This is a genomic window from uncultured Paraglaciecola sp. (assembly GCF_943787955.1).
Lineage (GTDB): Bacteria > Pseudomonadota > Gammaproteobacteria > Enterobacterales > Alteromonadaceae > Paraglaciecola.
This window is the reverse complement of sequence record NZ_CALSOK010000011.1, coordinates 1-23,400: the sequence shown is the minus strand read 5'-3', so window position 1 is coordinate 23,400 and position 23,400 is coordinate 1. Positions and strand designations below refer to the sequence as shown.

Annotated in this window: 16 protein-coding genes and 1 pseudogene; 7 read left to right on the top strand and 10 right to left on the bottom strand. The window is 41.8% G+C overall.

Features of this window, described 5'->3' with window-relative positions:
• Positions 1-287: 287 nt before the first annotated feature.
• Both Q0Y52_RS11050 and Q0Y52_RS11045 read right to left on the bottom strand, forming a co-directional pair.
• Positions 288-521: a CDGSH iron-sulfur domain-containing protein gene (locus Q0Y52_RS11050; RefSeq protein ID WP_297821538.1), complete on the bottom strand. Its 234-nt coding sequence runs from the start codon at positions 519-521 to the stop codon at positions 288-290.
• 103 nt (positions 522-624) lie between these two features.
• The gene (locus Q0Y52_RS11045; protein WP_297821536.1) at positions 625-1,743 is read right to left on the bottom strand and encodes an MBL fold metallo-hydrolase; all 1,119 of its coding nucleotides are present in this window, start codon (positions 1,741-1,743) and stop codon (positions 625-627) included.
• Positions 1,744-2,102: 359 nt separating this feature from the next.
• Between Q0Y52_RS11045 and moeB the strand changes: the two genes are divergently transcribed.
• Positions 2,103-2,855 carry a molybdopterin-synthase adenylyltransferase MoeB gene (moeB, locus tag Q0Y52_RS11040; RefSeq protein ID WP_297821535.1) on the top strand — a complete coding sequence of 251 codons (753 nt, stop codon included), beginning with the start codon at positions 2,103-2,105 and terminating at the stop codon, positions 2,853-2,855.
• A 115-nt stretch (positions 2,856-2,970) separates the two neighbouring features.
• On the opposite strand, the gene Q0Y52_RS11035 is transcribed toward moeB, so the two are convergent.
• From Q0Y52_RS11035 to hmgA, 6 genes are all read right to left on the bottom strand, one after another.
• Complete coding sequence (locus tag Q0Y52_RS11035) at positions 2,971-6,087, bottom strand: efflux RND transporter permease subunit (protein WP_297821534.1); 3,117 nt, start codon at positions 6,085-6,087, stop codon at positions 2,971-2,973.
• Positions 6,087-7,472 (bottom strand): HlyD family secretion protein, encoded by a 1,386-nt coding sequence (locus tag Q0Y52_RS11030; protein WP_297821533.1) that lies wholly within the window; start codon positions 7,470-7,472, stop codon positions 6,087-6,089. Before Q0Y52_RS11030 ends, Q0Y52_RS11035 begins: the two co-directional genes overlap by 1 nt.
• Before the next feature lie 510 nt (positions 7,473-7,982).
• Positions 7,983-8,981, bottom strand: coding sequence for an LLM class flavin-dependent oxidoreductase (locus Q0Y52_RS11025; RefSeq protein WP_297821532.1), 999 nt, complete (start codon positions 8,979-8,981; stop codon positions 7,983-7,985).
• Between the two features lie 156 nt (positions 8,982-9,137).
• On the bottom strand, positions 9,138-9,767 hold the full coding sequence (maiA, locus tag Q0Y52_RS11020; protein WP_297821531.1) for a maleylacetoacetate isomerase: 630 nt from the start codon (positions 9,765-9,767) through the stop codon (positions 9,138-9,140).
• Between the two features lie 9 nt (positions 9,768-9,776).
• Positions 9,777-11,090 carry a fumarylacetoacetase gene (gene fahA / locus Q0Y52_RS11015; protein ID WP_297821530.1) on the bottom strand — a complete coding sequence of 438 codons (1,314 nt, stop codon included), beginning with the start codon at positions 11,088-11,090 and terminating at the stop codon, positions 9,777-9,779.
• Between the two features lie 60 nt (positions 11,091-11,150).
• A complete protein-coding gene (hmgA, locus tag Q0Y52_RS11010; protein WP_297821529.1) occupies positions 11,151-12,455 on the bottom strand; it encodes a homogentisate 1,2-dioxygenase in 1,305 nt (434 codons plus the stop codon).
• Between the two features lie 127 nt (positions 12,456-12,582).
• On the opposite strand from hmgA, the gene Q0Y52_RS11005 reads away from it, so the two are divergent.
• Positions 12,583-13,074 (top strand): MarR family winged helix-turn-helix transcriptional regulator, encoded by a 492-nt coding sequence (locus Q0Y52_RS11005; RefSeq protein WP_297821528.1) that lies wholly within the window; start codon positions 12,583-12,585, stop codon positions 13,072-13,074.
• 547 nt (positions 13,075-13,621) lie between these two features.
• Here Q0Y52_RS11005 and Q0Y52_RS11000 read toward each other — a convergent pair.
• A complete protein-coding gene (locus Q0Y52_RS11000; protein ID WP_297821527.1) occupies positions 13,622-14,383 on the bottom strand; it encodes a hypothetical protein in 762 nt (253 codons plus the stop codon).
• Positions 14,384-14,478: 95 nt separating this feature from the next.
• Positions 14,479-15,668, bottom strand: a protein-coding gene (locus Q0Y52_RS10995; RefSeq protein WP_297817896.1) for an IS3 family transposase whose coding sequence is annotated in 2 segments (ribosomal slippage) — positions 14,479-15,410 and positions 15,410-15,668 — 1,191 coding nt in all. Because the reading frame shifts where the segments join, the coding sequence is not laid out codon by codon here.
• Between the two features lie 250 nt (positions 15,669-15,918).
• Here Q0Y52_RS10995 and Q0Y52_RS10990 point away from each other — a divergent pair.
• From Q0Y52_RS10990 to Q0Y52_RS10975, 5 genes and pseudogenes are all read left to right on the top strand, one after another.
• Positions 15,919-16,482, top strand: a complete 564-nt coding sequence (locus Q0Y52_RS10990) for a hypothetical protein (protein ID WP_297821526.1) — start codon at positions 15,919-15,921, stop codon at positions 16,480-16,482.
• Between the two features lie 10 nt (positions 16,483-16,492).
• Positions 16,493-19,096: a pre-peptidase C-terminal domain-containing protein gene (locus Q0Y52_RS10985; protein WP_297821525.1), complete on the top strand. Its 2,604-nt coding sequence runs from the start codon at positions 16,493-16,495 to the stop codon at positions 19,094-19,096.
• Between the two features lie 535 nt (positions 19,097-19,631).
• Entirely contained in the window at positions 19,632-19,778 is a 147-nt protein-coding gene (locus Q0Y52_RS19535) for a hypothetical protein (protein ID WP_366939287.1), read from the top strand.
• A 298-nt stretch (positions 19,779-20,076) separates the two neighbouring features.
• Positions 20,077-22,266, top strand: coding sequence for a PAS domain-containing protein (locus tag Q0Y52_RS10980; RefSeq protein ID WP_297821524.1), 2,190 nt, complete (start codon positions 20,077-20,079; stop codon positions 22,264-22,266).
• A 30-nt stretch (positions 22,267-22,296) separates the two neighbouring features.
• A pseudogene (locus tag Q0Y52_RS10975) lies at positions 22,297-23,400 on the top strand (PAS domain S-box protein); the annotation flags it as partial.

Below are 23,400 nucleotides of genomic sequence, written 5' to 3'. Positions count from 1 at the left end.
GCCCATGCTTTGTCTCAATATTGAAAACCCATACTTGCTAATGGGTTTCATTACCCAATTGAAAATAATGTCCAATATGGCTACATTGCGTTCATCAGAAACTACTCAGCGCTACTTTTTATAGCTGACAGCCAATACCGAACTGTAAAACCGCAACCTTGATGGTGGAATGTTAATGGACAATCGTTCACCCAAACGGGTTGGTTTTCATTTCAACATATCTGTTTGAAATACCAGCCAGCGAGTTTGGGTAGGTTGATTGCTTCAGTTATCTAGTTACTTATTATTTACTTGTGACTGCCGTCACACATAGGCTGAGATGCTGTCGATTTGCAGCCACAAAAAAACACTTTCTTGGAGTCGGTTGCCGTGTACTTCACGGGTGTAAAACCTGTACCGCCATGTGAGCCATCACAAAAAGGTTGTTTGCCACTTTTACCACAAGAGCACCAATAGTAATTTTTACCCGATTCTACTTCTACTGCATATGGTGTATCAGATGCTCGAATTGCCTCACTCATCATTCATTCCTCATCATTGTTGGATAGTGTTACGCCACGCATATTGGCATATAAGTTGTACTTTTTTAATCATATTGTTAGTCAAACTGATATAACGTTAATCTTACTGCTGCTTTGCATAGTCTGCATAGTTTGCATAGTTAGCATGATTGTTTGGTAACAGCGGCCTTGTCTCGCCCACTTTCATGGTCCACAGCTCGTTGTTGGATAAACCCCTATCCGCTGCTGATTGTTTAAAACGTATCCCAGCAGAAAACATGGGTTCGTCTGACAAACTGCTGACTGTTCCCCAATGAGAAGCAATCAAGGTCTTTGCTCGCACATCTATTCCAATGGAAACCGCTTCTTCGGGAGTGGTATGTGACATCCACATCAACTCCCTAGGTTCATAAGCCCCTATGGGTAAAATAGCATAATCAAACGAGCCATATTTATCACCAAGATTTTTAAATATGCTGCCTGAGTACCCTGTATCGCCAATAAAAAGAATACGTTGTTGGGCACTATTAATTACCCAAGAAGCCCATAAGGTTTCATTATGATCCGCTATACTGCGAGCAGAATCATGTACTGCCGGCTCTGCAGTCATTTCTATGCCTTCAACAGATACCGACTGTCCCCAATCTAACTCAGTGACCTTACTATACCCTCGCTCGATAAAAAAAGGTTTAAGCCCTAAAGGCACCACTATATGAATATCATCTTTGTTTTTTAAATTACTAACCGTTTCATCATCCAAATGGTCATAATGGTTATGTGAAACAATCACAATATCTATTGAAGGCAATGAATTGATAGGGAGCGGCGACGCAACAAGTCTTGTTGGCCCTGCCCATGAAACTGGACTGGCGTATTTTGAAAGAAAAGGATCAGTCAAAATCGTTTTGTTAGCCACTCTTATGAGAAAACTAGCGTGCCCCAACCAGGTTATACTGTCGCTTTCAATTGAGTCTAGAAGCTCAATCGACTCCCGCTCAGACAATGTATGTCCACCAGGAATATCAGGCACAAATACCGAACCCCAAACCCTTCGTAAATAGAAAAGCAAACCTTTAGGCGCCGCCGTTTCCACAAACGGATAGTTTTGATATCCAACACTAGTATGATGTTTTGGGATATGACTGGATGAAATTGGCTCTGAACTTTCAAAGGGTGTTGAGGTACACGCAAACAAGATAGCCAATGCTAAAATTGAACAAATAAACACATTAGCGTATTTCATTATCGCTCTCTAAAAATTGCATCATATTAATATCTGAAAACGTCATGTGTTTAAATTTCCGGCTGTTATTATTTCATCATACGAAATTTATCGTACACATTATAAATGCGAATTTTACATGTAAATGATATTTTTATTAGGGGTGCTCTTCGGGTTGCAGATAAAGGATAAAAAACTAGGCACATAATAAACTGTTTTTGTCAGACAGTGGATAGACTTACTATGCCTTTTACACCGATTAATTACATTTTTTGACCGTTATCTGTTCTCAGTTTCATTTGCACATTGCGAGCGCGCTATCCAAGTGGTACAAATTCATCATTGTTAATAATTCAATTAAATTCAATTAAATGATCCACGTGCCTAAACAAATACTGACCACTGAACAAGCCATGCGTTACAACCGGCAAATAGTCTTGCCTAACTTCGACTTAGACAAACAAGAAGTGCTACTTAACGCCAAAGTGCTCATTGTTGGGGTAGGGGGCTTAGGTTGTGCTGCTGCACAGTATTTAGTTGCCGCGGGGGTTGGTGAGATGACATTAATCGACGATGATCACGTTGAAAAAACCAACCTCCAACGTCAAGTGTTACATGGTGAAGCTGATGTAGGCGTCAATAAATGTGTGTCGGCTAAAGCATCATTAGCACAACTCAACAGTGATATTAACATCCATGTTATTCAAAACCGTCTTGAATTAAGTGACTATGTTGAGCTTATTCAGCCCCTGGATATGGTACTAGATTGCACGGATAACTTGGCTAGCAGGAACACTCTTAATCAGGCTTGTTATCAGGCAGGTACGCCTTTGGTGTCAGGCGCAGCTATTCGTATGGAAGGCCAGCTGATGAGTATAGTGCCGCAACAACACTCTGCCTGTTATGCTTGTATCAGCGCTTACTTTGGCGAGCAAAATTTAAGTTGTGTAGAGTCCGGCGTGATGTCACCTGTGGTAGGTGTTATTGGGGCGATGCAAGCATTAGAGGCAATTAAAGTGTTGTGTGACTACGGACAAAGTCACGTTAATAAATTGATGCTGTTCGATGGCATGACCTCTACTTGGCAGACCTTTAAAGTGCCTAAAAAAGTCAACTGCACCGTGTGTGGTTAATAAGCACGTTTCCTTTCACCTTTAGGACGTGACCAATCCATATTATGGTTAAAAGTAATAGAAACTCGACCTAAGTAAAATACAAATGTAACAAACGATAGCCTTGTTCTTTAGCCTAGATTTCAGCTGCTTTTATGCCTTCCTCTGCATTTGTTAACGCTATAAATCCAATATCTTCCATAACGCCGTAAGCCGCAGGTAAAACCAGCAGCACTAACATGGTTGACGTCAACATACCAAACACGATACTGGTCACCAATGGGATCAATACTTGTGCTTGTAAACTGGTTTCTAATAGCAGTGGTGCCATACCCGCAATAGTGGTTACTGAGGTCAGGAAAATGGCACGAAAGCGGTCATGCACCGCCTGACTGGCTGCATCATGTAACACCATGCCTTCCTTAACGCGGTATTTAACAAATTCAACCAACAAAATGGAATCATTCACCACCACACCTGCCAGTGATACAAAACCAATCATGCTTGGCATAGTGAAATCGAGTCCCATAATATAGTGACCCAATATAGCGCCAATCAATGCCAGTGGAATATTTAGCATCACCACTAATGGCTCTCGGTAATTTTTAAACTGCCAACTCAATAATAAAAACACCCCAGTAAGCGCTAGAAAAAACCCCATAAATATTGAATTGTTGGTTTGGGTACTGCTTTGTATTTCACCTTTTATATAGATTTTTAGGTTGGGGTAGCGTTTCTGAAGCGCAGGGAATAAACGCTTTTGGGTATCACTTAATACTTCTGCAGTGTTGGCCTTAGTAGAGTCAATATTACCCAAAATATTTACCACACGTTGATGGTTAACATGACCAATACGCGCGTAATCCCGGTCTTGCGTTATGGTGGCGACACTTACCAAAGGTATGCTTTGTCCGGTTTTCGAAAAGATAATCATGTCGTCAAAATCAGCAAGGGCATATTCAAGACGGCTGTCTAATTTAACGTTAATTTCATAGGCTTCTCGACCTTGGTAAATATCGTTCACTTTTGCTCCTTGATAGGCTGAGCGTAACTGTGCCGAAACCATTTTCGCATCCACTCCCGCTGCAAGTGCACCCGGTAATAAGGTCACTTTGTATTGCGGTTTACCCGGACGTAAATCATCAAGAATATTGGACACACCCGGGTAACCGATTAACCAGTTTTGAATTTCATAAGAGGCTTTGGATAACTCACTAAGATCATCACCACTTAACTGAATTTCAATAGCACGTCCACTGGGCCCAAATGAAGGCTCTTTAAATTGTAGGCTGATGATGCCTGGCACTGCCCCCGTATTTTTACGCCACGCCCAGGTATAATCTAGCAGTGATGTATGCCGTAATTCAGTGTCTAACATATCGAGACTGACGGTGGCTAAGTGGGCACCGGATCCACTGGCGTCTTTATTCTCGCTATAAGCAACTTGGATATTTTTAATTAATGGGGCTGACTCATTTTCCTGAAATTGCTGCTGTGTTTTACGTGCGGCTGCGATGAGTTTTTCAACCAAGGCTTCAGTCTTCGCCAGAGGTGTTCCTTGTGGATAGAGAACACGGGCTTCAAGCCTATTACCCTCCAGATCAGGGAACGCTTTGAATTTGATCGTGCCTGTTGCCAACATTCCGATAGAAAGTATAAACAACGCAAAAGCAATGCCTACCGTCATGTAGCGATAGGTAATGGCTGTTCGGGCAAACGCTGTAAAGTGGTCGCGAAGTGCTAAGAAATTAGCATCGAAAATAGTGCGCCAATGTGGTGTCTTTTTTCCATGCGAATGCTTTAAAGAATGGGTTAAGTGATGGGGCAAAATAAGAAAGGCTTCGAGTAAACTAATGGTCAAAACAGCCAGTAATACCACAGGCAGCACCCCCATTACTTGGCCCATATCGCCTGTCATAAATAACAAACTGCCAAATAATAAGGCGGAGGTTAGAAACGACGAAAATACACCGCGGGCGACTTTTTGTGTACCTGAAATTGCGGCTTCCATGGGCGTTTTGCCATGGTTATATTCATCAGAGATACTTTCAGACAGGACAATGGCATCATCCATCAAAATACCGATGGCCATTAACAGGGCAACCATTGAGATCATATTGATGCTGATACCTAGTATGCTCATCACGGCTAACCCACCTAAAAAAGAAACGGGTAAGCCTAGTGCAATCCAAAAGGTATAGCGGTAATTAAAGAATAAAAAAAGCGCCAACGTTGCCAGCAGCAGACCTTGCCATGCATTTTTTAATATTAACTGCAGGCGATCTTTAACAATACTTGCCGCATCTTGAGTCAGTGTGAGCTTGGTACCATCGGGTAAACGTGCATTTTCTTGAACAACAAATTCTTTTACCGCATCAAAAATGGTGATGGTGTCATCGCGGGTGTTTTTATTGACTTTTAGCAATGCAGCTTGCTTACCATCAAGCTCTACCCGTTCTTCTACATTTTCAAATTGATCGACAATGGTGGCAATATCACCTAAGCGTATTTCCCCTCCTTTGTCAGTGTTAATAATGACCAACGACGTCAGCTCAGCTACTGTTTTACGCGCATTGTCAAAGCGAATTTGATACGCCGTATCTTTGGACTCGAGGACTCCTACAGGCAGATCCAATGCCTGTGATTGAATCAAATCAGCAATATCTTGAATGCTTAAATTGTACTTAAGCATCGCCTCAGGTGTGACTAAAACAGTCAATTGATGGGTAGAAAAACCCGAAATGGACACAATGGGGACTTGCGGTAAAGCCAGTAAGTGATCGCGGTAATACTCTGCTAGCATTTTGAGTTCCGGCGAGGAGAGGTTTTTTGCGGTTATCGCTACCGTGACAACAGGTTCAGTGCGACCTAATTCCATGATCACCGGGTCTTCGGTGTTTTGTGGAAACGTTATGATGCCGTCCACCGCAGATTTGATGTCATCAATAAACTGGCGTATGTCTCCATCTTCCTGCATCTCCATGGTGAGCATGCCCATGTTATCCCGTGCTTCACAGCGCTGCTCTTTGGTGAAACCAATGCCATCTGTGGCATCTTCCAAAGGGTGACAAATTCCTTCTTCCACATCAGATGGGGAAGCACCAGGATAGGCAACAGTCACCTGCACCTGATTAAGGTCTATCTTGGGGAAGGTTTCTTTATTTAAGCTAGGCAGGACGACTAAACCCACGGCGATGATCGCCCACATTAAGATGTTGGCGGCTGTGGGATGACAGACAAAATAGCGGATCACTATTTTGAGCCCAAAGCGAGTGCGGCTATTTCTTTTTGGAGTGCATCAGATTCAATCAGCTCAAGTTTAATGCCTTCAATAACGGGTACAATATCACTGGTGATAATTTTATCACCCTCTTTGAGGCCCTGTTTAATCACCACTAACTGGCCTTGTGAATAACTAACTTGAACAGGGCGTATGGATAGCGTGTTTTGCTTACTGACCACATAAACACGACTCTCATGCAGGGCTTTGCGTGGGATCACTAACAAATCTCTAGGTTGAGCTAGAAATTCTACCGAAGCATACATGCCTTTGAGCAAGGGGGGACGCACACCAGGGATGACACCTTCATAAGGCTTATTAACGGCAACAACCATACCTAACGTGTCGCGCGTAGGGTCGACGGACTCACTTATCCTCAGTAACACGCCATCCCATACAGTTTTTATATCCCCCCCCACAATACGCACTTTTGCCTCTAAGTCCCACTGTGCGACCGCTTTTTGCAAATTGGCACTACCCTGAAAGTTGACTAACTGCGTGCTATCGTTATCGTTCATTGTCGTCGCGAGAGGGCGCACATGTTTGATGGGTAATTGTGCATTAATTTCTACCGCCTCCATTCCCAAGGCTTCAAATAGCAGCGCACCTGCAGCCACAAATTCTCCTACATCTACTGAAACAGATCCTATTCGAGCATCAAAAGGGAGTACGATTTCGGTCCGTATCAGGGAATCTTCACTTTGGTCAACCTGACTCTTTGATTGTTTGATTTGGGCGTGTATTGACGCTTTGCGGCTTGCGTAAGTATCTACTTTACCTTGTAGGTCTTGCACAGTAGAACTCAGTTGCAGGACTTTTTGTTCTTCAATAGCCAGCTGGTTTTTTGCCAGTGTTCGCGCCTTTACAAGCACCTTGACTCTTTCAAGCTCTGCTAATTCTAAATTTAAATTTTGTTGTGCAATTTGCAATGAACGTTTCGCACTTTTTTCTTCTGCTTCTATTTGCTGCAACGAAGACTGGCTGCTTGCCAAGCCTGCTTTACTCGAATCCAGTGAAATCTCAAAGGTGGTGGTTTCTATCTTTAGAACCGTTGTACCTTTAGATAAACTCCCCCCTGATTTTAGCTCAGGGTGTATATAGCTAATTTTGCCGTTTACTTCAGATTTAGCCTTTAGCATCGTTGCTGGCTCAACATTGCCATAAGCCACAGCACGCGTGCGAAAGGGAATGTATTTAACGGTTAACACTTCAACTGTTTTTACCGGAAACTCAACATTTTGATGCTCAATGGCTTGCTTGGACTTGAACTGTATAAACACAAAAACTAATGCAGCAGCAATAATAAGGGGTAAAAATATAAAGTTTTTCAGTCTATTTTTCAGTCTGTTTTTCATCATTGACATGTTTTACTAAGATTAATTCGGTGATCGCTCGCGACATAACATAACTTTTTATCTGACCTGCCACTGGCGTCTTGTATAAAAGTCTGTGTGTGGATCATCAATCATCATCTTTTAGTAGAAGGATTAAAGCTTGGTTACACATTAATCGATATAAACAAAAGGCAGCTTATTCAAATCTGACCTACGAGTATTGATGGGTATCAATTAGTTCTAATTTTCAATCAGTATCAAGATGTTTGTTGATAATGTTTACGAGGCATTAGAAATAAGTGCGCTAGCACAGCTATGCAAATAGCTTAATTATTGTTGGGGTGATGTGGGGTAGTTTGCACGCAGTCTTAAAAAATTATATTAATATTTCAACTTAATCTGAAAGGTCCTCATCGTAGTCATAACGGCCGGTGATTATCTGATAAATCAGCGTTTCTGACCACGCAGATTAGAAATAGTGGATATATCACACCAGCCCCGTTAGGCTTTTTGATTAAGCATGGCGTTAAAAAGCTAGTAGGCTTGCATAAGACCTGTTTCTGCCAACATCTGCACACTTTTTAAGCGCGCTTGCATATCATGTATGGGCATAGACACGATGACTTCGTCTACGTTAGTGGCTTCAATAAATTGGCTGAGTTTATCGGTGACCGTCTGCTTTGAGCCCACCATGGCGTAGCGTAAGATATTCGATAACATGGCTTGGTCTGCTGCAGTACAGATGGTTGATATATCATCTACTGGTCTGGCAAAAGCTCGGTTCGCCCCTTTACGCATGTTCATAAATTGTTGTTGTACTGACGTAAATAGATATTGGGCTTCTTCGTCACTATCGGCAACCACTGCCATCAGCCCTGCCATCATATGAGGCTGTTGGGATTGCTCTGACGCTTGAAAGCTCGACCGATAAAGACTGATTGCGTCGAACAGTTGATCCGGCGCAAAGTGAGAAGCAAAAGAGTAGGGTAGACCAAAGTGTCCTGCTAATTTAGCACTGTATAAACTTGATCCTAACAACCAAATGGGAATGTGTGTATTCGCCCCAGGAACAGCAATAATATTTTGCCCTGATTGCGGTGCGGCTAGATAATGTTGGAGTTCACGAATATCTTCAGGGTAATTTTCTGCATCAGCATTGAGATTGCGTCGTAATGCTCTAGCGGTTGCCATATCTGTTCCGGGTGCACGCCCTAAACCTAAGTCCACTCTGCCTGGAAACAAGGTTGCCAATGTACCAAATTGTTCTGCAATCACTAAAGGAGAATGGTTGGGTAACATCACCCCGCCTGAGCCTATTCTAATTTTAGATGTAGCGGCGGCAATATGTCCCAACACCACGGCTGTCGCAGAGCTAGCCACGCCAAACATGCCATGATGCTCTGCTAACCAAACACGGTTGTAACCAGATTGTTCTGCCTGTATCGCCAGTTTACGGGAATTATCAAGTGCGTCGGCAATACTTGAACCTTCAGCAATAGGGGCAAGATCAAGCAGTGAAAATGGTAATGGCATAGATAACCTGATGGATATAATATAATTGAATTAACATTATCATAAGTGCATCAGGCGAGCTGTTATTTTCATATTTTTTGATGATCACTTAATTTTTTCTGAAGACAGAATAGTGCTTTTTGCTCAATTATATCAAATCAATAAAGGATTGGTTTGTTACATTGTGTCTCGCTGATTTTCTGGCTTGGCTATGATGAATGCGTCCAGTTGATTACAGTTTTGGTAGGCATTCATGATTTTGGGGAATAACGTTATATCAACCTCGAATCGCAGCGCGTTGTAGACCTGAGGGATCAAATAAACATCTGCGAGGGTGGGCTGTTCGCCAAAACAATATTGTGTTTTATCTAACAGGGTTTCCAATGCTTCAAACCCTATGACTATCCAGTGTTGATACCAAGCTAATTTTTGCTCACTGTCTACTGTTAGAATTTCGGTTAGATAATTGAGTACCCGTAAATTGCACACAGGGTGGATGTCACAAGCAATCATATCCACAAAGCTTTGCATTTTTGCTGCCTCAAAGGGATCAGTCAGTATTAATGTAGAGTTAGGATATAAAGCATCTAAGTAACTCAAAATAGCACCTGATTGAGCTAAAAATTGCCCTGTATCGGTTTCTAAACATGGCACTAACCCTTGTGGTTGTTTCGTTAAGTAGTCAGTGCTTTTATGTTCTTTTTTTAGCAGATTGACTGGCTCGATACTATGCTCAATCTGCTTTAGATTTAAGGCTATTCTGACTCGGTAAGCTGCAGATGAGCGATAGTAACTATATAGTTTCATGTTTAAGGCCTATACCTTTGCTGGCAAAACAGTCGCAACCACTTCCCCAAAACCAATTCTGACTGCGCCTTCTTTACTGCAAGAAGCACGCATTATGATACTGTCACCATCTTCTAAGAAGGTGCGTTTTTCGCCATTGGGTAGGTCAATAGGGGTTTTGCCACCTTTACTCAATTCAATTAACGATCCGGCTTCTTCATATGTTGGCCCAGATTGCGTGCCTGAACCTAAAAGATCGCCCGAACGCATCGCACAACCATTGCTCGCATGATGGGTTATTAGTTGTGCAGGGGTCCAATATGAATATTTAAAATTAGACTTTGATAGTTGCGCCATCGGTTGCTTGTTTTCAAACATCGCTTGGGTCTGTATAAAACAACTTAAGTCGATATCTAGACCGCCATTTTGAGTATTCTGCTCACTGCTTAAGTGTGGCAATGGCTGAGGATCTGTTTTTGGGCGCTTGAAATTGCTGCGATAGGGCGCTAATGCTTCCATGGTGACTATCCACGGTGAAATAGTCGAGGCAAAACTTTTCGCTAAAAATGGCCCTAATGGCTGGTATTCCCACGCTTGAATATCTCGCGCCGACCAGTCATTAAAAATACACACGCCAAACAGATGTTTCTCGGCGTTTTCGATGTTTATCAGTTCGCCCATCTGGGTGCTTTTACCTACGAACAAGCCCATTTCTAATTCGTAATCTAAACGCTTACAGGGGCCAAAACTAGGCTCTGTGGCATCAGGTGCCTTGGTTTGCCCTACTGGACGGTGAAACGTTTGGCCAGAGATGCCAATGGTAGAAGAACGGCCATGATAACCAATCGGTATCCATTTATAGTTAGGTAATAATGGGTTATCTGGGCGGAACAATTTTCCTATAGCGGTGGCATGATATAGGGAAGTATAAAAATCAGTGTAATCGCCAATCTGACAAGGCATACCAAACTCTATCTCATCTTGAGCAATCAAGATTGGCGTTAATGTATTTTGTAATGGGGAGTCTGTGCGTAGTGCTTTAGATAATGCCAGTCTTAGTGCAGAGTTGGCTTCAACACCTAAGTTCATTAAAGCATTTAAAGTCGTTTGGCTGGCGGCTTCTAATGCTGTTTGAGCACTGCCACTGAAGAGGTTCATTTTTGCTACAGCGGCTAAATCAAGCACGTTATTACCAATGGCCACGCCGCCTCTTAAAGCTTCTTCTTGCCCCTTACGCTTAAATATAGAAAAAGGTAAGTTCTGAATAGGAAAATCACTATCACTATTGGCAGAACTAACCCAACTGGTAAGGTCGATATCATGTGTTTCGTTGATCATTAGCATATTTTTTTCTCTCAATTATTTATTCACATTAAGCTCGTAGCTAGAAACTCGCAGCTGCTCTTAAGCTTTCCCATCAAAATGTTTTTTTAGATTTCCCCAACAACCGAGGTAGTTTTTTTGCCTCGTTGCTGTGTGTAACGCAAATTCTGTCGGTGCAATCACATAACGCGACTCAAACATAAACGCTAAGGTACTAGCGTATTCCTGTGGCGTAAGCTGGTTATTGGATGCTTTTTCAAATACCACAGCTTCTGGTCCATGGGGTGTCATGCAGTTATGCAAACTCATACCGCCGGGTTCAAAACCTGTTTCTTTTGCGTCATATACGCCATGGATCAACCCCATAAATTCACTCATCACATTACGATGATACCAAGGTGGCCTGAAGGTATTTTCAGCCACCATCCAACGGGGAGGGAAAATGACAAAGTCCATATTGGCGGTACCTGCGGTATCTGATGGAGAAGTGAGTACCGTAAATATGGAGGGATCAGGATGATCAAAACTCACTGTATTGATCACATTAAAACAGGATAAATCGTACTTATAGGGAGCACTATTGCCCACCCATGCCACTACATCTAGTGGGCTGTGACCTAACTGAGCTTGATACAACTCACCCATAAACTTAGTGACTAAACAACTGGCTTGTTCTGTGTCTTCAAACCATGCCACCGGATAGTGAAAGTCACGTTGATTAGCAAGTCCGTTAGCACCTACTGGGCCTCTTTCTGGCAAGGTAAAAGGCGCACCGTAATTTTCACAAACGTAACCACGGATGGGCTCATCAATAGGGTCTATTTGAAATTTTATGCCTCGGGGGATCACCATTATTTCGCCAGGTTTTACTTTGAGCAATCCTAACTCTGTGCGAGCTATTAATTCACCTTGCTGTGGCACCACCATTAACTCGCCATCTGCATTGCAAAAATAACGATTTTCCATGCCCTTATTGGCTGAATAAAGATGAATGGCGATGCCAATATGGGTATTCGCATCACCATTGGCAGCGATAGTGGTGAGCCCATCAATAAAGTCTGTGGGGGTTTCGCAAATAGGTTGTGCGTCCCAGCGCATCACATTGGGTGGACATGGTGGGCCAGACAAAGGGGCGGTGCGTAGCAAACCTTTATCAATAGGAGAATAATCCTCCATACTGATTGATGGCCGAATACGATACATCCATGTGCGGCGATTTTCATGTCTAGGGGCAGTAAAGGCGGTGGTACTAAATTGTTCTGCATACAAACCGTACGCACACTTTTGTGGATTAAACTGACCAATCGGTAACGCGCCTTGCAACGCTTCAGATTCATGTTCATTGTTAAACCCATGGGAATAACAAATATTATTTGGCTCAATCATCGATTTATCCCGAAGCATCTTTTTACATATACTCTCATATGAAACTATATGGCTGTTACTATCAACCTTTATTCAATTTGGTTGTGTTGTATTTTATTCTTTACGAAGAACAGTTAGCTAAGAAAATATGAAAAATGATGACATAGATAATGACTGCATAGAAAAGGCACAAATTGATTCAGTGCAACTGAATCAATTTGTGCCTTACAGAATGGTGCAACTGGCATCGAATATAAGCTTGGCATTATCAAAAATTTATAAACAAACATTTGATATCACCATTCCGGAGTGGCGTGTGTTGGCGCAGTTAGCCGAACAACAAAAATTGTATTCCAAAGACATTGGTGAAATCACCTCTATGGATAAGTCCAAAGTATCGAGGGCTGTGAAGGCTTTAGAAAGTAAAGACTATTTGATAAAACAAACAGACAAAAAGGATAACCGCGCGGTTTACCTATCTTTAAGTGTTAAAGGCCAGAGCCTGTATCAAAAAATCGCACCTAAAGCGCTACAATGGGAAAAGCAATTTATTAGTGTATTGGAAGCCAGTGAACACAGAAATTTAATGAAGGTTTTGGATAAGTTAGACAAACAAGTTTTGTTGATGGGTGATGATTAAATCGGGGTATAAATATATCAGAGCTTGACCTCAGTTGTTTTAATATGTAACCGAGGTGATGCGTCTGTAGTAGCTGCATAAAAGTCTTGTTGAATGCCTCCTTGTGTGACCGAGACCGTTAGAGAATTCCCTTTTTTAACCGTTTAAATACCGAATTCGCGATGAAAAAGGTATCTAACGGTGAAAATCGAGCGCCACCTCAGATAAGTCTATTTGAATAAAAGCAAGTTCATCATCATAAAAAATTGCAATCCTCAGAGCTGTTTTATTTATCTGCGGAGACCCTTTTTTTGAATTCTTAATTACGTAAAAGCGGTGAGTAATAGAGGATATTTCGCCGACAGACCAGGTATTATGATGTAGAAGGGATATTGATATACACAATATAATGACGTTTTATTTTACCAATACTTAAAGTAAAATTAATCATATTTTAGATTATAATTTATAAAGTGTGGGTATTGTTTTAAGTGATATTAGTGTGAAATAACCCCCCTAAAGGAGGGCTTCAACCAACAACTGACAAAGGAAATTCCTGTCTTTAATATTATTGAGGGCTTCCAATAAATTCAATTAACTCCCAAATATCTGTGTACCGAAATCCATCGGGGTCATATTTGCTCATTTCAGATTTCGATATAATTTCATCAATCTCTTCACTTGAAACAACATCCATTGGAGATAAAGCTCTTAGAGCACTCGACAAATCTTTATAGTGATCGTAGGTGAGAACACTTGACTCGTTCATACCCTTTGGATGTACTCTTGCTAAAATTCCCCAGCCTGTTCTTGCTCCCTCTTTGCCTAAATTCTTCTTAAAATATGGCATCCATAAGTTTAAATTTTCATTAATAAATCCATTCAAGTCCTTTGGTTTTGCCAAATTCCAAACTGCATATTTAAATTCTCCCATTGGAAGCTCAGAAACTAATTTATATGTATCGTTATGAAGTGTTTTAGAAATATCATTAGTTGAAGCAAGTGCTGGGTTAAACCCTAGGATTTCCTCAGCATTACTCCATATTTTCATTTGAGCTTCATACTGCTCAAAGCTTTTATATACTTGAACAAAGGCGTGAGTTGGTAGTGATTCATTATCTACACGGCCATAAAGTCTAAAAAATGCAGATACTGACATATCTCCATTTTCAATAGCATTTTTCTTGATTTTAGACCAATGTTCTGTTTCTAAAGCTTCAAATTCAGCTACATTCTCTGAAGCAACGTATCTATATTGTATATGAACAATATTTTGAGCAAACGTTGACGTAGTAAATACTACAGCCAATAACAATAATAACTTTTTCATTTTGATCCTTTTTAATTGAATATTTATTAAGCTTACATGCATAAATATATAGATGCGAAGATACTATAAATAAAACAGCATTATATCTGAAGTGGTCAAGTCATTTTGGCCACGGGTTTGTAGTATTTTCGATACCGATATTCCGATTCATTTGGTGTCAATCCACCATTATATGAATGCGGCCTAAACTCACTGTAATAGCCAATAATATAATCATTGATACCGTGCTTAGCTTCACTAAAACTACAATAGCCAGTTGTTGGTATCCATTCTGTTTTTAAGCTTCTAAAAAAGCGTTCCATTGGACTATTATCCCAGCAGTTTCCTCGTCGGCTCATACTTTGCGTTAATCGATATCGCCATACTAGCTGCCTAAATTGGCGACTTGTGTAGTGACTTCCTTGATCGCTATGGTACATCACCTCTTTAGGTCTTCCACGACTTTCAAATGCCATGGTCAACGCCTGACAGGTTAAATTACTATCAGGCGAATGACTCATCGCCCAACCAACGGGTTTTCTTGCAAATAAATCCATGACGACCGCTAAGTAAGCCCATCGGTTGCCTGTCCAAATATACGTCACATCGCCGCACCACAATTGATTAGGCTCAATGACGGCAAATTGCCTATCCAATATGTTCGGGATAGCCACATGCTCTTTAGTCGCCTTCTTGTAGGCATGTTGCGGTAGTTGGCAACTGACTAAATTCAACTTCTTCATGATATTACTGGCACGATAACGAGATAAAGGGAAACCATTGTCGGTTGCCATAATCGCTATCGTTCTTGCGCCCGCTGAGCCGTTGCTTTGCCGATGCACTTCTTTCACCTGGCCGTACAATTTAGCGACCTCTGGTGATAAGCGTCTATCTCGCCCAAGCCAATATTTGTAGGTGCTGCGGTGGACTCCAAATACCTCACATAGCACTTTTATCGAATAACGGCGTTCATCACTCTGACTCAGTTTCTCTACTAGAGAGAGTTGTTCATGGAGTCCGACATCAACAGAGCGGTAGCCTTTTTTAATATTTCCTTCTCAAGCTCAGCTCGCGCAAGCTTCTTCTTTAAATCCTTTATTTCTAGCTGGTCAGGCGTCATTGGGGTTTGCTCAACTCTCACGCCTTTACGTTCTTGTTGAAGTTGTTTTACCCACTTTCCTATCGTTGAAAAACCAACCCCCATTGCCTTAGCGGCTTCGTCGTGAGTGTAACTTTGATCAACAACCAGTTGTGCTGTTTCCAATCTAAATTCAGGACTAAAAGTCCGTCTTGTTCTTTTGCTCATCTTTGGCACCTAATCTTGCTATGCAAATAGCATAACATCTCTAGTTAGGTGGCCAAATTAACTATGCCACTTCAGTATCTCCGTTGCCTTTCAATTTCCTCTGTTCGTAGTTTTGGTGCCGTATTGTCGCAATGGATTACCCAAGCACGTACATGGCCAAAAGGCCTATGTTAATCGGTCAACTGACTAAAACGGAATTAAGCATGTCTACCTGACATGCGCCAATCCAACACATTCAGAGGGAAATATTATGTCTTACCCAAAACTCAAGTGGTTGTTATCACTCACACTAATAGTCGTAACGGCATCATGGACGACACATGCTGCCTTAGTTAAAAAAATGAGTCTATCGGAAATGGTAGGCAATGCAGACAAAGTGTTCCGCGCTACTGTAATGAGCAAGGAGCCTGGTTCTTTACAAGCCGGCGGCGGTGAGTTGTCTACTATTATTTACACCCTGCGCATTGATGATCCAATAAAGGGCGATTTTGGTTCAGGAAAAGAGGGACAAGTTCTTCAATTTATTATGCTTGGCAGCATGAAATCATCGCTTGTTGTAGGCACTCAAAAACGTTTGACCAACTTGCAAATTAACCCCGATCTGCAGTTAGGCAGTGACTATGTGTTATTTACCACCGCGCGCAGTTCGGTTGGTTTATCGACTACTGTTGGCCTTGGGCAAGGCTTATTTCACTTATCCAACGACAGCAATGGTCGCGACATGGTTGTTAATAGTTTAGGCAATCAAGGACTTTTCTCTGGTCCTGTGAGCTACGATGACCTCAAAGCCGCCATTTTCACTAACTTAAATTAAGGAGCGCAGCATGAACACTTATACATCTCATGGTTTGCGAGCCACAGCATTAACCTTCGCCATATTGGCCAGTTCCAGCGTCTTAGCGGGTGGCCCAATTGCAGACTGTCAACCAGGTCAACCCTTTGTATGGGGTAGTGGTGGCAGTAATATTCCTTTTAACCCAGATCAGGGTGACCTAGGTCCATTAAGTAATGCGGCAGCGGTCACCGCCGTCAACGATGCTTTTGCTGTTTGGCAAGCAACAGCGACTTCCTCCGCTACTTACAGTAACAACGGCTTATTGCCTGTGGATGTGGATATCAGTAACTTTAGCCCCTATCTAAATGCCGCTGCGCCTGACGGCTTATCGGCTATTGTATTTGACGATACTGGTGCAATATTTGATCTGCTGTTTGGCCCGGGATCTGGCATTCTCGGCTTCGCAGGTCCTGAATGGGGGACCCCTGCCACATGTACCATCACCGAGGGCCTTTCCTTTCTCAATGGCCCCTCTTTTGTTGACCCCACTGCTGCGCTGGATGTAATGGTACATGAGTTTGGGCATTATTCTGGCTTAGGTCACACAGTGGTCAACGGCCAGTTGTTTATTGGCGCGGGTGACACTTCAGGGGCTGGCACAGACGATCCCTATGGCATCCCCGATCCCTCTGCTGAGCCTATCGAAACCATGTACCCTTTTTATTTTGGACCAAATACAGGTACACAAAATTTAAATCAGGATGATATGGCCTCATTATCAACCCTGTATCCTGATGCGAGCTTCGTTACCACAGGAAAGATTAGCGGCAAGATTTTACTTGCCAATGGTGTGATCCCAGTGACCGGGGTCAATGTCATCGCTCGTAATGATGCCAACCCTTTCTATGATGCGGTCTCTGCTATTTCAGGAGATTTTGGTGTCGATGGAGAATACCAGATTGAAGGGCTGACACCCGGGGCAAATTACCGGGTATATATAGACCAGATCCTTGCGGGAGGCTTTTCTACTGTGCTCAGCGGCCCCTTTCCGGGACCAGAGGAATATTACAATTTGACCGAGTCTAATAACTTAGATTCTGCCGACCCGGTCTCCGCATTCGATTTTGTGCAACCCAATAGTAGTGATGTCGATATTATCTTCAATGCGCCGGCACCGGGTGACCCTCTGCTGGTCGGTGATGATGGTTCAGTCAATCTGGCCCTACCTTTTAGCTTTGAGCTATGTGGTATGGCATTCTCATCTGTCTCGGTCAATGCTAATGGAAATCTGACCTTTGGTGCGCCCAACGGCGACTTCTCTGAGAGCAGCGCCGAAATGCTCAGTGGACCACCTCGCATCGCGGGTTGGTGGGATGATCTCAATCCCGCTAATGGCGGTACGGTCAGTTACCAACAAAGTAAAAACAGCTTTACGGTAAGTTGGGACAGTGTGCCTGAGTATTTTAGCTCGGGTGCTAATAGCTTTAGCATCAACTTGCGCCGAGCTAATAATGGTATTGATATTGAATACGGCGATATGACGTCTTTAGATGCTTTGGTGGGGGTGTCCTGTGGTGCAACCGTTACCTCTGGGATGGAAGGCACGTCAGATCTGAGCGAGTATAACGGTCGTATAAATTTGCATAACAGTCCAGCGAAATTCGAATTATTTTATGCCGTCAATGGCAATGATTTGGCCAATAGTCAGCTGCGCTTTAACGGTACCACTACCTTCAACGACAACTGGGCAGGCAAAAATAATAGCTTTAGAAAGGCCCGTAGCCTTAATCTGCCCTTTAGCAGTGCCGATGTAGGTCGCTTTACCGAGATAGAGCCCATTGGAAATGACATAGACTGGTACCGATTTGAAACTAAGGGTGACAAAGCGCTCAGTATTGAAATTACTGCAGGTCCTCTGGACTCACTTATTGCCCTGTTTGATAATAGTGGCAATCTGATTATCACGGATGATGATGGTGGTAGCGGTATCTTGTCAAAAATTCTCGCCTTGGACTTACCTGCTGGACGTTATTATCTGGCGGTTACAACCTTTGCCGATCTAGATTTAATCGGTGCCGGAAGCAGTGGAGGCAGATACGTGTTAGAAATCGACGAGAGTAACAATGTGCCGTTAACTATGGGGGATGACAATTCGATTGAACTCCCATTGGGATTTACCTTTTCTTTCAACGGAGTAGATTATACCACTGCCTTTGTTAATTCTAATGGCAACATGACCTTTGGTACTGGCGACACGGATTTCAGTGAAAGCATTGGTGAACTGCTAAGCGATCAACCGAGGATAGCGCCACTATGGGATGATTTGTCGCCGAATAATGGTGGTAACGTCAGTTATGCTCAAGAAGCTGGAAGTTTTATTCTGAACTTTGATAGCGTGCCCGAATTTGTTAGTACGGGTGCCAATAGCTTTACTTTGACCCTACGTGCTGACGGTAGTTATACCATTGAATATGGTGCTATTTCTGCACTTGATGGCTTAGCAGGTAGCTCACCAGGTGGTGGCGTAACGGATCCGGGAGCGAGTGATCTTAATGCACTGGGCAATTTCTTAGCCAGTGGAACCCATTATGAATTGTTCGACGCGGTAAATCCAAACGACCTCAGTGGAGTTGTGCTGGAGTTTACACCTTAAATAACGGAGATGTTTTGGCCAGCGGCGGCCATTTTTCTGCCGTCTGCTGGCACTCATTACACCATTCGAACTTATTACCTGATGGGCGATGATGCTCAAAACATTCCTACCCTTAAACTCGTCAAGAACAAAATAAAGTTACCAAGTTTTTTTCTTATAGAGCTTTACATTCTATTCATTTATTGTTCGCAAATCCTTTCATAAAAAGCTGTAGTCAAGCCTATTTATCATCAATTTAAAAATACGACACTACTTTGATATTGCCCTAAACCTAAATAGCGGTGACATTGACTACCTGGCTTTGGATGGACAGGAAGACGCTCCAATGTTACAAATTCAGGTGTATTCCATTACTTGTCGCATCGCTACAGGTAAACAGCAAGGACGAAAGGTCTTTACCTTACAAACTATTGCATCTCTGGCAGAGTAAAGGCTTGCGTCAGGCTTTGCCTCAAAAGTGGCAGGCTTCAGTCTCCATGCAGGTGTCATGAGAAGCGCACAGAATAGGTGTAAATTCGAGTGACCGTGCCGTTATATTACCCGCTTTTGGGTATCAGAAAAAAGGTTGGCAATAACGACTTACGGCAAGGTGCGCTACGAACTCAAAACATCTTACAGCAGTTGCAGAGACAGGCATCCTAATTTGCTAAAACTTAAGCTTCTTGCTCTTGAATCGCTATGACTACGAACGGCTGTAATTGGCACATAGCTCTCTGTCAGATTGGGTTAAATTCTATTATTAATGTTTGTCACAGTACTGACTATTTCAAGTTATCCTATTGCATTTAAGCGACTACCCATTTCTCTTTTAACACCAGCAAACTAATCTATGTAACTGAGTTATTCAAAATAGGAAATGGGGTCAAATTTAAACATTTATAGTTATTAATCTTCATACTTTGTTTAGCTATCAATACTATTTAAATTTATATCACTGCTATATTGTGGTAGGTGTTGTTCGTTTATAAGGAAAGTGTGCAATGACTCCCCGTGTTTGGAATCGTCTGTTTTTAAGGGTTTTATGCTTTATTTCAGTATTAGTCAGTCCTGTGTGTTTTGCATTTAGCCAAACAGTTCTCGATCAAATACTTGAACAAAGCCCTGACACCATGAAAATTGGACTAATGGCGTTAGTTGCCGTGTTAGTTTTTTTATTATTGCTTGTCATTTTCACTAAGATTCAACTGGGTAGCGCCCGTAAAGAACAAAAAGAATCCTACAATACCTCAGCAGATAAACAATCCTTACTTAATGACTTTAAAGTGGGCATGTTGCACATCAATCAGGCCGGTGAGATTATTTTTGCCAATCGAGTTGCCGCATTTTTTCTGGGCAGTAAAGAGGAAAAATTAATGAATAGACCTCTGATTGAGGTCTTTGATAATGCGCTGCAAGGAACAATAAGTGCGGCTTTAACATCTAATCAGTATGTGGCTATGCAAACGTATGTGGCAGCGAGTAAACGTCATTTGCATTTAGGATTCACTCAGCAGTCCGATATTCATCATGGTATAGCCAGTGTAATTTCTCTTGCTGATGTCAGTAATTATCAGCATCAAATAGACCAACAGTCTTCTCACCTAAACAGCTTAAATCAAGGATTACAACAAAGTGGCTTAGCCAAGCTCACTATCAATTTTGATGACAATACCTTTACCTCAGATCAGCTATTTGCCGATTTTCTATTAGCAACCGCGCCTTTGAGTGGAGATCTCAATCAACTAAAAAAAATGCTTAACAATCATTCTGTGTATGAGTGGGAGCAGGCTTTAGAAGCCAGTAAAAAACAGCATCAAATGGATATATGTTGTGAGTTTTTACAGTTAGATGAAAACCATACAGAGAGTCTAGGCAGTGAGCCAAAAGAAAAGCAGGTTTGGAACACTATTCCCTTAAGGTTGATTGGACTCAGTAGGAATAAAAATGATGAGGGCAAAACCACGTGTTTAGATTTTATTGTTCAAAACCTGTCAGAACTGGAGCAACAAAAAAGTCTTCTACTCATTAGCCAGCAAAAAGTTAAAACATTACTAGCAACCAGTCCCAATCCTGTTTATTTGCTTGATGAACAGGGTAAATTTGTTGATTGTAACTCAGCATTTGAGATGATGTTTAAACTACACATGTCAAAAATAGAATATAAAAGTATTCAAGAATTAAACTTATTGCCAGCTGAAATCAGTCGACTTCATATAGACAATCATTCAAATTTTAGTGCTGTGAATTCAGGCCATAATAAAGAGTTTGAGCTGCAGCTTGCTGATGAGGTGAACCACACACTTAATTTAAAGTTAAAGTTCTTTTCAGATAAAAATAATAAACGCGCTGGTGTAGTAGGCGTTATTCAAGATGTGACTGAACTTAAACAGACCAAAGATAAGCTGGAACAAGAGCGAAAACATTTTATTACTATATTGGACTTAGCACCTCTTGCCGTAGCGATTATTGACGCCGAAGACCGGATTATTAGAGCCAATATCTCCATGACTGACAGATTAGACTTAAGTGAAAAAGAGCTGAAAAAACACACGTTTTATCAACTCTTTAACGACGCTAATAATGCAGCTAAGGCAGCTAAACAAGTTCATCAGACTGGGAGATTACGAGGATTTTCTGCACACTTAACAGGTAAAAATGACAAATTACATCCCAGTGAGTTACATGTCGATTTATTAAGTAAAGAAAAAAAAGAATATCTGTGCTGGATTTCAGATAGTACTAAAGAGCAGTTCCATCAAGATAAGTTTGACGGGTTGTTGCAACATAGCAGTATGCCAATGGCTGTTTTGGGTGAAACAGGCTTTAGCAAATTGAATCCCGCCGCTTGCGCATTTTTTAATATAGAAAATGAGCATCAGTTATTGGGTAGCACCCCTTTTGCCGGCGAGTTAAACCTAGACCAACAAGCATCCGAAGAACTAGAAAGACATATAACCAAGGTGAAACTGGATGGGAAGGCTAAATCATTACAATGGGAACATGAAGTGGGGCAGGTTTTATTGCCCTGCCAAGCGACCTATGTGCCTATGTATAAAGGCCAAGACTTTGATTCAATCCTATGTATTTGGACAGATTTTAGAGACTTAAAATTAGCCGATGAAGCACGTCTTGAGGCGATGAATTTACATCACGCTGCCGAGAAAGAAGTCGCACAGAAACAACAACTGTAACAAAGCAGCCAAGATCAGCTGGCGACTAAAGTGAAGAATTTAGCAGATACAGAAACAAGATTACAAACTGCTGAAGATGATTTATTCGATAAAAAAAGTGAATTCAGCGACCTACAACAGGCTCACCAAAGTGTCACTGATAATCTTCAAGCGCTTCAAAAGGATTATAATAAGAGTCGTTCTCAGCTTAGTGAGGCGCAACATGTTAACAGTGAGTTGACCATTCAATTAGAAAAGTCCACTGCTAAAGTCACTGGCTTACAGGTTCAGCGTAATCAAATTTCAGACGCTCTTCAACACAGTGATAAAAAATATAAGTTGGCTCAACAAGCGCTGATTGAAAGTGAACGTAATACTGAGAATTTAAAACAGGAACAACACAGTCAACAAACAAAAATGGATAATTTCGCGTTAGAAATTGATGAGCTTAAAGAGTCTATTGAACAAAAAGATCACCAGATTAATGAAGTTGGCGGGCAAATCAATTCACTTCAGTCTGAGTTGATGAATGCTGGCAATACCAGTGAAAAACTTCGTGAGTTATTGGTTAATCAGCGAAAGGCTAGCCAAGGAGCTGAGGAGCAACGCAGAAAACTCGAGCAGACCTATAAGATAGCCGAGTCAGAGTTATCGAATAAAGTACGCCATGTTGAACACTTGCAAAGTGAAATGCAAAAATTAGAAGATATGTCGAGTCAACAAAAAGGCGATATGCACCAGCAACAAAGCCAGTTAGTGCAAGAATTAGAGGCTAAACAACAACAGTTGCAAAACACTCAAAAAGCTTTAGATGAAACGAAGCAGTTGGCAGAACAAGAAAAGTTGGCTAAAGGGCAGCATCAAAACCAATTAGAAATATTGCAAAAAGAACTGTCTGAGATGGAACATCATAGCCAGCAACAACAGCAGAAAGTGGCAGAAACTGAAAATCAGTGGCAAGCACAGCAGCAACAAATTCAACAAGAGTTAGCCGTTAAGCAGCAGCAATTACAAGACACCGAACGCACCCTAAAACAAGCTAAAGCACAAAGTGAAACACAAAAAGCGGATAAAGAGCAACAACTGGCCCTGTTCGAAAAATTACAATCAGAACTCGCGGAAGTGGAGCAGAGTAATGCACAACAGCAAAAACAA

What these genes read in the sequence shown, in the direction of transcription:
- Q0Y52_RS11050 (WP_297821538.1), bottom strand. Translation starts at nt 521, where the DNA reads ATGAGTGAGGCAATTCGAGCATCTGATACACCATATGCAGTAGAAGTA.
- Q0Y52_RS11045 (WP_297821536.1), bottom strand. Translation starts at nt 1,743, where the DNA reads ATGAAATACGCTAATGTGTTTATTTGTTCAATTTTAGCATTGGCTATC.
- Q0Y52_RS11030 (WP_297821533.1), bottom strand. Translation starts at nt 7,472, where the DNA reads ATGATGAAAAACAGACTGAAAAATAGACTGAAAAACTTTATATTTTTA.
- Q0Y52_RS11025 (WP_297821532.1), bottom strand. Translation starts at nt 8,981, where the DNA reads ATGCCATTACCATTTTCACTGCTTGATCTTGCCCCTATTGCTGAAGGT.
- maiA (WP_297821531.1), bottom strand. Translation starts at nt 9,767, where the DNA reads ATGAAACTATATAGTTACTATCGCTCATCTGCAGCTTACCGAGTCAGA.
- fahA (WP_297821530.1), bottom strand. Translation starts at nt 11,090, where the DNA reads ATGCTAATGATCAACGAAACACATGATATCGACCTTACCAGTTGGGTT.
- hmgA (WP_297821529.1), bottom strand. Translation starts at nt 12,455, where the DNA reads ATGATTGAGCCAAATAATATTTGTTATTCCCATGGGTTTAACAATGAA.
- Q0Y52_RS11005 (WP_297821528.1), top strand. Translation starts at nt 12,583, where the DNA reads ATGAAAAATGATGACATAGATAATGACTGCATAGAAAAGGCACAAATT.
- Q0Y52_RS11000 (WP_297821527.1), bottom strand. Translation starts at nt 14,383, where the DNA reads ATGAAAAAGTTATTATTGTTATTGGCTGTAGTATTTACTACGTCAACG.
- Q0Y52_RS10990 (WP_297821526.1), top strand. Translation starts at nt 15,919, where the DNA reads ATGTCTTACCCAAAACTCAAGTGGTTGTTATCACTCACACTAATAGTC.
- Q0Y52_RS10985 (WP_297821525.1), top strand. Translation starts at nt 16,493, where the DNA reads ATGAACACTTATACATCTCATGGTTTGCGAGCCACAGCATTAACCTTC.
- Q0Y52_RS10980 (WP_297821524.1), top strand. Translation starts at nt 20,077, where the DNA reads ATGACTCCCCGTGTTTGGAATCGTCTGTTTTTAAGGGTTTTATGCTTT.